The sequence below is a fragment of the Cupriavidus sp. GW823-FHT06D04 genome (assembly GCF_058795055.1).
The window spans coordinates 1-12,004 of record NZ_JBXAHL010000001.1; the positions used below are offsets into that span (position 1 = coordinate 1).

A 12,004-nucleotide genomic window follows, 5' to 3' on the forward strand; every position below is an offset into this window, starting at 1 on the left:
CTGCCGGGGCGCTGGCTGCGGTTGCGGCAGCCGTCGCGGCGGCCGCAACCGGCGCGGGGGCCACGGCATCGGCCTTCGGCGGCTGGGCCGCCACCACGGTCGGCGCCGCCGCCGCGGCCTTGGCCGCGGCTTCAGCCTTTTCCTTCTCGGCCAGCACCGTCTGGTTGGCCTGGCTCAGCTTGGCGATCTCGGCGTTCTTCAGCTCGAGCAGCTTCTGCATGTCGCCGACGTTCTTTTCCAGCTGCGCCAGGCGGGCTTGCGCCTCCTTGAGCTCACGCTCGCGCGCGACGCCGGCTTCGGCCTTGGCCGCGGCGTCGGCCTGCGCGCCACGCGCGGCCTTGCTGAGCTTCAGTTCATCACGCGGGCCGTCGGTCGGGGCGGCCTGCTCCTGCACCCGGGCGGTCACGTTGCCGGACTGCTGGCGGCCGCTGTCGGGCTCGACCGACTTGGCCGCGGCAGCGCTGGCCAGCCGGCTGCGGTAGGCATTGAAGCCCTGCGTGCGCGCCACCACCTCGCGGCGGGCGGCCTTGGGTGCGACGGCCTGCGCCTGCTGCTGGGTCGGGACCTGCAGCACCGCACCGCTGCGCAGCCGGTTCATGTTGCCGCCGATAAAGGCGTTGGGATTGTTGCGGTAGAGCGCCACCAGCATCTGGTCCAGCGAGACCGATTCCTGGCCTTGCACGGCTTCGCCGGCGATGGCGTATAGCGTGTCGCCGCGCTGCACGGTGTAGCCGCCGCCGGGCGCCATCTCGGTGCTGCCACTGGCGGCCTGCGCCGGTGCCCGCTTTGCGCTCTGGCGGGCCGGGCGCGCGGGCGCGGCTGGCTTGACTGCCTCGGCGGCCGCGGCGGGCGCAGCTACCTGGGCCGGCGCAGGCTGCGGCGCGGCGGCAGGTGCCGGTGCCGCTACGGGAGGCGCATCCGGCGTCGCCGCCTGCATCACCGTCGCCGGCGAGAAGGTCTGGTTCGAAGGCTTGGCCCCGGCAGGGTCAAGCAAGAAGGTATAGGCGCGCGAGACCTTGCCGCTGGCCCAGCTCATGTCGACCAGGATGTCGACAAAGGGCTCGCTGATCGGCTGGCTGGAGCGGACCCGGGCCACATAGCTGCCGTTCGGGCGGCGCTCCACCTCCAGCCGCAGGCTGCTGACAGCCGGCAGGTAGGTCAGCCCGGCCGCGGCATACGCCGCTGGCGACGCCAGCTTGACATTGAGCCCGGCGGCCTCTTCGGCACTGACCCCACTGATGTCGATCTCAGCCTGCAGCGGCTGCCCCAGATTCGACTGAACCCGCAATTGCCCGAACCCCGCGGCATATGCGGCCGGCTGCGCAAGCAGCAGGCCCAGTGCCGTGACGGCCAGCGTTGACCAGCGCTGACGGGCAGTAGGCGCATCTTTCCGGCGATGTTGGCTCACACTCACCTTGTGCTCCGTTATGTTTTAGTAGCGATATAAATCGACAAACCGACCCCATAAACCAGGTCCGCCCGGCTGGCGGGACATTCTGAACGGCCCCTTTGCCAGCCCGCGCGAGCGGCGCCGGCAACTGCCGGCGCGAGGCGCATGCCGGCGTATTGTGACGCATCGCCCGGGGAAATAGGCGCCCGGATACAACAACGCCGCGCATGGGCGCGGCGTTGTCGGCAAAGCGGTGCATTCTGTTGCCTGGCTGCAACGGACGCAACCAGGCAACAGGCGGGGGCCCCGGATCAGGACTCGATCAGGATACGCAGCATGCGGCGCAGCGGCTCGGCCGCGCCCCACAGCAGCTGGTCACCCACGGTGAAGGCCGACAGGTACTCGCCGCCCATCTGCATCTTGCGCAGGCGGCCGACCGGGATGGTCAGCGTGCCGGTCACGGCAGCGGGCGTCAGGTCGGTCATGCTGGCCTCACGCGTATTCGGCACCACCTTGGCCCACGGGTTGTGGGCGGCGAGCATGCCTTCGATCTCATCGAGCGGCACATCCTTGCGCAGCTTGATGGTCAGCGCCTGCGAGTGGCAGCGCATGGCGCCGATGCGCACGCACAGGCCGTCCACGGCGATCGGCGTGGCGCCGGTCGCACCCAGGAAGCCCTCGCCGCGGCCCAGGATCTTGTTGGTCTCGGCGCCGCCCTTCCATTCTTCCTTGGACTGGCCGTTGCCCAGGTCCTTGTCGATCCAGGGGATCAGGTTGCCGGCCAGCGGCACGCCGAACTGCTTGGTTTCTTCGGCGGACAGGCCATGCTGGGTCGCCAGGATGGTGCGGTCGATTTCCAGGATGGCCGAGGCCGGGTTGTCCAGCAGCGGCTTGACCGAGGCGTTCAGGGTACCGAACTGGGTCAGCAGCTCGCGCATATGCTGCGCGCCGCCGCCCGATGCGGCCTGGTACGTCATCGAGGTCATCCACTCGATCAGGTCGGCCTCGAACAGGCCGCCCAGGCCCATCAGCATGCAGCTGACCGTGCAGTTGCCGCCGATGAAATTCTTCACGCCCTTGGACAGCGCGTCCTTGATCACGCCCTGGTTGACCGGATCCAGCACGATGATGGCATCGTCCTTCATGCGCAGCGAGGACGCCGCGTCGATCCAGTAGCCCTTCCAGCCGGCCGCGCGCAGCTTGGGGAAAACCTCGTTGGTGTAGTCGCCGCCCTGGGCAGTCACGACCACGTCGCACTTCTTCAGCGCTTCGATGTCATTGGCATCTTTCAGCGTGGTTTCGTTCTTCGCCATGGCGGGCGCCTTGCCGCCGGCATTGGACGTGCTGAAGAAGACGGGCTCGATATGGTCGAAATCACGCTCTTCCTGCATGCGCTGCATCAGGACGCTGCCGACCATTCCCCGCCAACCGACGAGACCTACAATCATGATTTACCTCGGATGTGATTTTTACTTCCCCGCCATTTTCCTCGCCCGGCGTGGCTGCGCGGGGAAGACGGGCAGGCACGACGAACGGATCTAGGCGATCGCGGTTTTAATAATGGTTTTAATCGTCGTTGCGGTCTGGCCGAGCGAAATCGTGCCGACCGGGCCGCGGGTAGCGGTCAGGGCAGCAACAGCAGTCAGGGTGGACTGGGAAAATCGGGCCATCGTCAGAGTCTACACGATTTTGCGGCGCTGCCGCAGCGTGCAGATACGGGAAATAAAGGGGACAAATCAGACAAAGGGGGCACTACCTGCGCACCGCCCCCTTCCGGTGTGACTTACAGTGCCGCCAGCACCGCGTCACCCATCTCGCGGGTGCCGACCTGCTTGCAACCCGGCGTCAGGATGTCGCCGGTGCGGTAGCCCTGGGCCAGCACCTTCTTGACGGCGTTCTCGATGCGGTCGGCCTGCTCGGCGCGGTTCAGCGAGTAGCGCAGCATCATCGCCGCCGACAGGATGGTGGCCAGCGGATTGGCCACGCCCTTGCCGGCGATGTCCGGCGCCGAGCCGTGCGACGGCTCGTACAGGCCCTTGTTGTTGGCATCCAGCGACGCCGACGGCAGCATGCCGATGGAGCCGGTCAGCATGGCGGCCTCATCCGACAGGATGTCGCCGAACATATTGCCGGTGACGATCACGTCGAAGCTCTTGGGCGCCTTGACCAGCTGCATGGCCGCGTTGTCGACGTACATGTGCGACAGCTCGACCTCCGGGTACTCTTTGTGCACCTCGATCACGATGTCCTTCCAGAACTGGAAGGTCTCGAGCACGTTGGCCTTGTCGACGCTGCACAGCTTCTTGCCGCGCTTGGCCGCGGCCTGGAATGCCACGTGCGCGATGCGACGGATTTCCGGCTCGCTGTAACGCATGGTGTCGAAGCCTTCGCGCGCGCCCTTGAACAGGCCATCCGGCGCTTCGCGCACGCCGCGCGGCTGGCCGAAGTAGATGTCGCCGTTCAGTTCGCGCACGATCAGGATGTCCAGGCCGGCCACCAGCTCGGGCTTCAGGCTGGAGGCGCCGGTCAGCTCCGGATAGCAGATCGCCGGACGGAAATTGGCGAACAGCTGCAGGTGCTTGCGCAGGCCCAGGATGGCCTGCTCCGGACGCAGCGGGCGCTCCAGGCTGTCGTACTTCCAGTCGCCGACGGCGCCGAACAGGATGGCGTCGGCTTCCTTGGCCAGCTTCAGGGTGTTCTCCGGCAGCGGATGGCCTTCGGCCTCGTAGCCGGCGCCGCCCACCGGGGCGGTTTCCAGTTCGAACTTCTCGTCGAGCGCGTTCAGGACCTTGACGGCCTCCGCGATGATTTCAGGACCAATGCCGTCACCCGGCAGGACTGCGATCTTCATTGTTGTCTTTCCTCTTGAGTCTTATCCGACCAGGCGGTTGTTCAGCCACGGCATCTTCGCCACGCGCTCGGCCTCATAGGCCTTGATCTTGTCGGCGTGGCGCAGGGTCAGGCCGATATCGTCGAAGCCGTTCAGCATGCAGTACTTGCGGAACGGGGCGATGTCGAACTCATACGCCTGGCCGCCCGTCGTCAGCACCACCTGCTTGTCCAGGTCGATGGTCAGCTTATAGCCGTTGAAGGCGTTGGTCTCGTTGAAGAGGTGATCGACCTGCTGTTCGGTCAGCACCACCGGCAGCAGGCCGTTCTTGTAGCAGTTGTTGAAGAAGATGTCGGCAAAGCTGGGCGCGATCACGGCGCGGAAGCCATATTGCGTCAGCGCCCACGGCGCATGCTCGCGCGAGCTGCCGCAGCCGAAGTTGCGGCGGGCCAGCAGGATCGATGCGCCCTGGTAGCGCGGCTGGTTCAGCACGAAGTCCGGGTTCAGCGGACGCTTGCTGTTGTCCATGCCGGGCTGGCCGACGTCCTTGTAGCGCCACTCGTCGAACAGGTTGGGGCCGAAGCCGGTGCGCTGGATCGACTTCAGGAACTGCTTCGGGATGATGGCGTCGGTGTCGACGTTTTCGCGGTCGAGCGGCGCCACGAGGCCGTTGTGTACGGTGAACTTGTCCATGTCTCTTTCCTTACTTCCTCAGCCCAGCTTGCGGATATCGACGAAATGGCCTTCGATGGCGGCGGCCGCTGCCATCGCCGGGCTCACCAGATGCGTGCGCCCGCCCGCGCCCTGGCGGCCTTCGAAGTTGCGGTTCGAAGTCGAGGCGCAACGCTCGCCCGGATCGAGGCGGTCGGCATTCATCGCCAGGCACATCGAGCAGCCCGGCTCGCGCCACTCAAAGCCGGCGGCCTTGAAGATCTTGTCCAGGCCTTCGCGCTCGGCCTGTTCCTTGACCAGGCCCGAACCCGGTACCACCATCGCCAGCTTCACGTTGGCAGCAACCTTGCGGCCCAGCTTCTGCACCACCCACGCAGCGGCGCGCATGTCTTCGATGCGGCTGTTGGTGCAGGAACCGATGAAGACCTTGTCGATATTGATGCTCTCGACCGGCACGTTGGGCTGCAGACCCATGTACTCCAGCGCGCGCTCCATCGCGTTGCGCTTGTTCGGGTCCTTTTCCTTCTCGGGATCCGGCACGCGGTCTTCGATGCTGATCACCATTTCCGGCGAGGTGCCCCAGGTCACCTGCGGACGGACGTCTTCAGCGCGCAGCTCGACCACCTGGTCGAACTTGGCACCGGCATCCGAATGCAGCGTGCGCCAGTAGGCCACGGCCTGCTCCCACTCCACGCCCTGCGGCGCGTAGGGGCGGCCCTTCACGTATTCGAGCGTGACGTCGTCCACCGCCACCAGGCCGGCGCGCGCACCGGCTTCGATAGCCATGTTGCAGACCGTCATGCGGCCTTCCATGGTCAGGTCGCGGATGGCCGAGCCGGCGAACTCGATGGTGTAGCCGGTGCCGCCCGCGGTGCCGATCTTGCCGATCACGGCCAGCACGATGTCCTTGGCGGTGCAGCCGCGCGGCAGCTTGCCTTCCACCTTGACCAGCATGTTCCTGGCCTTCTTGCCCAGCAGCGTCTGCGTGGCCAGCACGTGCTCCACTTCCGAGGTGCCGATGCCGTGCGCCAGCGCGCCGAAAGCGCCGTGCGTGCTGGTATGCGAGTCGCCGCACACCACCGTCATGCCCGGCAGCGTGGCGCCCTGCTCCGGCCCGATCACGTGCACGATGCCCTGGCGGTGGTCGTTCATCTTGAACTGGGTGATGCCAAAGCTGTCGCAGTTCGCGTCCAGCGTGTCGACCTGCAGCTTCGACACCGGATCGGCAATGCCCTGGCTGCGGTCGGTGGTCGGCACGTTGTGGTCCGACACGGCCAGGTTGGCGCTGATGCGCCATACCGGACGCTCCGCCAGCTTCAGCCCTTCAAACGCCTGCGGGCTGGTCACTTCATGCAGCAGGTGGCGGTCGATATAGAGCAGCGTGGTGCCGTCTTCCTCGACGTGGACGGTGTGGTCATCCCAGAGTTTGTCGTAGAGCGTCTTGGCCATGATGCGATGGCGGGCCGGAGGACCAACCCTTTGCAGGAGAAGTCCGCGGTGACCGCGCAGTAGTTTGCAGGGGTTTTTGTTCGCTTCGGTCGCGGTGGCGAACACGGGGGGCAATAGCGATGATCGCGCCGGAAGCCGCCTGAAGCGAGCGTTATTTCAAGCGTTGCGGCAATGCTTGACTTGGCAATCGATTATGCCACAGGGGGTGCGGCACTCAGCCCCCTGTCCGGCCCGGGCGGCGGCTGCGATGTAATGTGATTGGCGAAAGGGGGATTTCGCGGATGGCGAAAAGGAAAAGGCCGCCGCCCCGCCTGGGGGGGCGGCTGAGGCGGCGGCCTCTCAGGATCAGCCGCCCAGGTAGGCGGCCTTGATCCGGTCGTTGGCCAGCAGGTTGGCGCCGGTATCGGCCAGCACCACCTTGCCGGTTTCAAGCACATAGCCGCGGTCCGCCACCTGCAGCGCCTTGTTGGCGTTCTGCTCGACCAGGAACACAGTGACGCCTTCGTCACGAATGGTGCGAATGATGTCGAAGATCTGCGCGATGATCAGCGGCGCCAGCCCAAGCGTGGGCTCGTCCAGCAGCAGCAGGCGCGGCCGGCTCATCAGCGCGCGGCCGATCGCCAGCATCTGCTGCTCGCCGCCCGACATGGTGCCGGCGCGCTGGCTGGCGCGCTGGTTCAGGCGCGGGAACAGCTTGAAGACGTGTTCGATGCCCGCCTCGATCTCGTCGCGCCTGGCGAAAAAAGCGCCCATCTTCAGGTTCTCCAGCACCGTCAGGCTCGGAAACACGCGCCGGCCCTCGGGCGAGATCGCCATGCCCAGCCGCATGATCTCGTGTGTGGACCGGTTGGTGATGTCCTGCCCTTCGAACGTCACGCGCCCGCTGGACGCGCGCGGCGTGCCGCATACGGTCATCATCAGCGTCGTCTTGCCGGCGCCGTTGCTGCCGATCAGGGTGACGATCTCCCCCTTGTTGACTTCGATCGATACGCCCGACAGCGCCTCGACGGCGCCGTAGTGGGTATGGACCTGTTCCAGCTTCAGCATCAGTCCTCTCCCAGGTAGGCCTTGATCACGCGCGGGTCGTTGCGCACTTGCTCCGGCTTGCCAATCACGATCGGCTTGCCGTGCTCCATCACCAGGATGCGGTCGGACACGCCCATCACCAGGCTCATGTCGTGCTCGATCAGCAGCACCGAGATGCCGAACTCGCGCCGCAGCTGGTCGATCAGCTGCTGCAGCTCGATCTTCTCCTGCGGGTTCAGGCCGGCGGCGGGCTCGTCCAGCATCAGCAGGCGCGGCTTGGTGATCATGCAGCGCGCGATCTCCAGCCGGCGCTGGTGGCCGTACGACAGCGTGCCGGCCTCGCGGTTGGCGACCTTGGTCAGGCCCATGCGCTCCAGCCAGACCGCGGCGCGCTCCAGCGCCTCGCGCTCGGCGCGCCGGTAGGCCGGCGTGGCGAACAGGCCTCGCAGGATGCCGGACTGCACCTGCAGGTGCTGCGCGACCAGCAGGTTTTCCACCACTGTCAGCGACTTGAACAGGCGGATATTCTGGAAGGTCCGCACCAGGCCCTGGCGCGCCACCTTGTGGCTGGGCAGGCCGGCAATGTCGCGGCCGTCGAGCGTGACATCGCCCGCGGTCGGCTTGTAGAAGCCGCCCACGCAGTTGAACACCGTGGTCTTGCCGGCGCCGTTGGGGCCGATGATGGCGAAGACCTCATCCTTGCGAACATCGAAATCGATGCCATCGACGGCCAGCAAGCCGCCGAAGCGCATCTGCAGGCCGGAGACTTTCAGCAGCTCGGCTGCTTGCACCGCTTGTTGCACATTGGTCATCGCGGCAACTCCACGTGGGGACGGCTCGCGGGCAGCAGGCCCTGCGGACGCCACATCATCATCAGCACCATCACCAGGCCGAAGATCAGCATGCGGTATTCGGCAAAGCCGCGCGCCACTTCGGGCAGCACCGTCAGCAGGATCGCCGCCAGGATCACGCCCAGCTGCGAGCCCATGCCGCCCAGCACCACCACGGCGAGGATCAGCGCCGACTCGATAAAGGTGAACGATTCCGGATTGACCAGCCCCTGGCGCGCCGCGAAGAACGCGCCGCCGATGCCGGCGAACGATGCGCCCAGCGTGAACGCCGACAGCTTGATGCGGGTCGGGTTCATGCCCAGCGAACGGCACGCGATCTCGTCGTCACGCAGCGCTTCCCAGGCGCGGCCCATCGGCATCCGGATCAGGCGGCTGGTGACGAACAGCGTGAAGCCAACCAGCAGCAGCGCCAGCAGGTACAGGAAGATCACCATGTGCTGGCCGCTGTAGTCCAGGCCGATCAGGTCATGGAAAGTCCTGGTGCCCTCCACGCTCGCACTGCGCGCCATTTCGATGCCGAACACGGTCGGCTTCGGGATGCCCGAGACGCCGTCCGGGCCGCCGGTCAGGCTGGTCAGGTTGTTGGCCAGCAGGCGGATGATCTCGCCGAAGCCCAGCGTCACGATCGCCAGATAGTCTCCTCGCAACCGCAGCACCGGGAAGCCAAGGATAAAGCCGAAGGTCGCCGACATTGCCGCGGCGATCGGCAGGCATTCCCAGAAGCCCAGCCCGAAGTACTGGTTCAGCAGCGCATAGCTATAGCCGCCGATCGCGTAGAAGCCGACATAGCCCAGGTCGAGCAGGCCGGCATAGCCCACCACGATATTCAGGCCCAGCCCCAGGATCACGTAGATCAGCGCCAGCGTGGCCACGTCGACCGCGCCGCGCGAGCCAAAGAACGGCCACACCAGCCCGATCGCCAGCAGCACCCACACCGCCACGCGCTGCTGGCGCGCCCCGAGTTGCGGCACCGACGGCAGGCGCACGGCGCTGCCGGCACGCGACAGCAGCGGCTTGAACAACTGGAACAGGAACACCGCCGCCACGGCGATCCACACCGGCCGCCAGTGCGGCTCGAGCACGACCTTGTAGCCTTCCAGCTTGAGCTGCAGGCCCAGGATGGGAATGGTGAGGATGGCCGTCATCACGGCCGCGAAGATCGCGTTCTTCAGCGATTGCCCGGGTGCGGCCGCGCGGGCGGCTTGCCCCGCGGGCATCGCGCTAATTTTGTTGGTCATGGTCTCGTCCTCCCTCAGACCTTTTCGACATCAGGCTTGCCCAGCAGCCCGGTCGGACGGAACAGCAGCACCAGCACCAGCAGGCTGAACGCAACCACGTCCTTGTACTCGGCCGGCATATAGCCCGAGGCGAAGGTCTCCGCCAGGCCCAGCAGCACGCCGCCGAGCATCGCGCCCGGGATGCTGCCGATGCCGCCCAGCACCGCCGCGGTAAAGGCCTTGATGCCGGCGATAAAGCCGATAAAGGGATTGAGCTTGCCGATGGTCAGGCCGATCAGCACGCCGCCCACCGCCGCCAGCATCGCACCCAGCACGAAGGTGAAGGAAATCACCTTGTTGGTATCGATGCCCAGCAGGTTGGCCATGCGCATGTCTTCGGCGCAGGCGCGGCAGGCACGGCCCATGCGCGAACGGCCGATAAACAGCGTCAGCGCGATCATCAGCACCAGCGTCACGCCGACGATCAGCAGGCGCGAGTACGGCACCGTCACGGTGAAGTCACTGCCCATCTGGAACTCGATGGCGCCCGAGATCAGCACCGGCACGGACACGTCGCGCGCGCCCTGCCCGATCTGGACATAGTTCTGCAGGAAGATCGACATGCCGATGGCCGAGATCAGCGGCACCAGCCGCGGTCCGCCCCGCAAGGGCCGGTATGCCACCCGCTCGACCGCATAGCCGTACACCCCGGTGACCAGCACCGAGACCAGCAAGGCGGCGCCCAGCACCAGCGGCAGGGGGTAGCCTGCCTGGGCGCCGATCGCGGTGAGCGTGACCAGGCCGACATAGGCACCGATCATGTAAATCTCGCCGTGCGCGAAATTGATCATGCCGATGATGCCGTAGACCATTGTGTAGCCGATGGCGATCAGCGCATAGATCGCACCCAGCGTCAGGCCATTGACCAGCTGCTGGGTGAACTGTGGAAGGAATTCATTCATTGGGGAAGCCTCAGGAACTTGAAGCCCGATACCAGAACGCCCCGCCCGGGGTCCGGGCGGGGCGTGTGCGTGGGAAAGCGCCGGCTTAGTTGGCGGCCGTCTTGCTGGCGTCCTTGTGCCAGGTGTAGACCACGAACTTGAAGGACTTCAGGTCGCCCTTGTCGTCGTACTCGACCTTGCCGATCGGGGTGGTGAAGGCGTTCTTGTGCATGTACGCCGCAACCTTGGCCGGGTCGGTGCTCTTGGCGCCGGCAATGGCGTCGCCAATGATCTTGACGGCGGCATAGGCCGGCATCTGGAACGGGCCGTTGGCGTCACGCTTCTTGTCGGCAAAGGCCTTCACCAGCGCGGCGTTGGCCGGATCGGCCGAGAAGTCGGCCGGCAGCGTCACCAGCATGCCCTCCGACGACGGGCCGGCAATCGCGGTCACGTCCTTGTTGCCCACGCCCTCGGGGCCCATGAAGGTGGCCTTGACGCCCTGCTCGCGCGCCTGGCGCAGCAGCAGCCCCATTTCCGGGTGGTAGCCGCCGAAGTAGACGAAGTCCACGCCCTGCGACTTGAGCTTGGTGATGACGGCGGAGTAATCCGAATCGCCGGCGTTGATGCCTTCGAACACGGCCACCGGGATCTTGGCGGCTTCCAGGTCCTTCTTCACCGAGCTGGCGATGCCCTGGCCGTACGACTGCTTGTCGTGCAGCACCGCAACCTTCTTCGGCTTGACCTTGCTAATGATGTACTGGGCAGCGGCCGGGCCCTGCTGGTCGTCGCGGCCGATGGTGCGGAAGATGAACTTGCGCTTCTTGGTCTCGGTCAGCTGCGGCGCGGTGGCTGACGGCGTCACCATGACGATGCCTTCGTTCTCGTAGATGTCCGAAGCCGGGATGGTCGAACCCGAGCAGACGTGGCCGATCACGTACTTGATGTTCTGGCTGACGATCTTGTTGGCAACCGCCACGGCCTGCTTCGGCTCGCAGGCGTCGTCCATCATCACCACTTCGAACTTGTTGCCGCCGGCGCCGCCAGCTGCGTTGATCTGTTCGATGGCGGTCAGCGCACCGGCCTTGACCATGTCGCCATACTGCGCCACCGAGCCACTCATCGGGCCGGCAATGGCGATCTTCACGGTTTCGGCGTTGGCAGCGACGCCAATGGTGGCCAGCATGGTGGCCAGCGAGATGGACGTAAGACGGGACAGCGTCATCAGGAGCTCCTCGATTTATGTTTGGGTCAACCGGGCAGAAACGGTTTGACCTGCGCAATCGAACAACACCCGCGGACTACGAATAAAGACGCCCGAGACGCGGAAGACGGGCCTGCAAGGGAGAGACAGCGTATGCGGGGCCCGGCATGTGTCAGTCCCGCTGGGGTGTCGGGACCAAGGTTCGGAAAGACAACGTTTGATGCGTTCTCTATTGCGCAAGCGATTCGCCTGCCCCGCTTGCCGCACCGCACGCCGGAAGGGTGGCCCGGCTGCCGTCGGCAAAGCAGCCCGCATTATAGGGTCAAATTTCCTGCCACAGGCGGAAATCGCACAACAAATGCGGAACTGAATTGACAGACTGAGACACAATTCTCCGCAAATTGCCGTTCTCACCACTTATCCGGCA

General features: G+C 65.8%; 11 protein-coding genes. All 11 read right to left on the reverse strand.

Features of this window, described 5'->3' with window-relative positions:
- Positions 1-1,414, reverse strand: a 1,414-nt coding sequence (locus tag AC1Q7H_RS00005; RefSeq protein ID WP_492380804.1) for a type IV pilus assembly protein FimV, incomplete at its 3' end; no start/stop codon positions are given.
- Positions 1,415-1,701: 287 nt separating this feature from the next.
- Positions 1,702-2,838, reverse strand: a complete 1,137-nt coding sequence (gene asd, locus AC1Q7H_RS00010) for an aspartate-semialdehyde dehydrogenase (RefSeq protein WP_013957413.1) — start codon at positions 2,836-2,838, stop codon at positions 1,702-1,704.
- Between the two features lie 90 nt (positions 2,839-2,928).
- Positions 2,929-3,060 (reverse strand): hypothetical protein, encoded by a 132-nt coding sequence (locus AC1Q7H_RS00015; protein WP_013957414.1) that lies wholly within the window; start codon positions 3,058-3,060, stop codon positions 2,929-2,931.
- 113 nt (positions 3,061-3,173) lie between these two features.
- Positions 3,174-4,241 carry a 3-isopropylmalate dehydrogenase gene (leuB, locus tag AC1Q7H_RS00020; RefSeq protein ID WP_013957415.1) on the reverse strand — a complete coding sequence of 356 codons (1,068 nt, stop codon included), beginning with the start codon at positions 4,239-4,241 and terminating at the stop codon, positions 3,174-3,176.
- Positions 4,242-4,262: 21 nt separating this feature from the next.
- A complete protein-coding gene (gene leuD, locus AC1Q7H_RS00025) occupies positions 4,263-4,913 on the reverse strand; it encodes a 3-isopropylmalate dehydratase small subunit (protein WP_211979975.1) in 651 nt (216 codons plus the stop codon).
- A gap of 18 nt (positions 4,914-4,931) precedes the next feature.
- Positions 4,932-6,341, reverse strand: coding sequence for a 3-isopropylmalate dehydratase large subunit (gene leuC / locus AC1Q7H_RS00030; RefSeq protein ID WP_013957417.1), 1,410 nt, complete (start codon positions 6,339-6,341; stop codon positions 4,932-4,934).
- Positions 6,342-6,686: 345 nt separating this feature from the next.
- Complete coding sequence (locus AC1Q7H_RS00035; RefSeq protein ID WP_013957418.1) at positions 6,687-7,388, reverse strand: ABC transporter ATP-binding protein; 702 nt, start codon at positions 7,386-7,388, stop codon at positions 6,687-6,689.
- Positions 7,388-8,179 carry a high-affinity branched-chain amino acid ABC transporter ATP-binding protein LivG gene (livG, locus tag AC1Q7H_RS00040; RefSeq protein ID WP_013957419.1) on the reverse strand — a complete coding sequence of 264 codons (792 nt, stop codon included), beginning with the start codon at positions 8,177-8,179 and terminating at the stop codon, positions 7,388-7,390. Before livG ends, AC1Q7H_RS00035 begins: the two co-directional genes overlap by 1 nt.
- Positions 8,176-9,456 (reverse strand): high-affinity branched-chain amino acid ABC transporter permease LivM, encoded by a 1,281-nt coding sequence (locus AC1Q7H_RS00045; RefSeq protein ID WP_013957420.1) that lies wholly within the window; start codon positions 9,454-9,456, stop codon positions 8,176-8,178. Before AC1Q7H_RS00045 ends, livG begins: the two co-directional genes overlap by 4 nt.
- Positions 9,457-9,470: 14 nt before the next feature.
- Positions 9,471-10,397 (reverse strand): high-affinity branched-chain amino acid ABC transporter permease LivH, encoded by a 927-nt coding sequence (livH, locus tag AC1Q7H_RS00050; protein ID WP_010814623.1) that lies wholly within the window; start codon positions 10,395-10,397, stop codon positions 9,471-9,473.
- 85 nt (positions 10,398-10,482) lie between these two features.
- A complete protein-coding gene (locus tag AC1Q7H_RS00055) occupies positions 10,483-11,598 on the reverse strand; it encodes a branched-chain amino acid ABC transporter substrate-binding protein (protein WP_013957421.1) in 1,116 nt (371 codons plus the stop codon).
- Between the last annotated feature and the right edge of the window lie 406 nt (positions 11,599-12,004).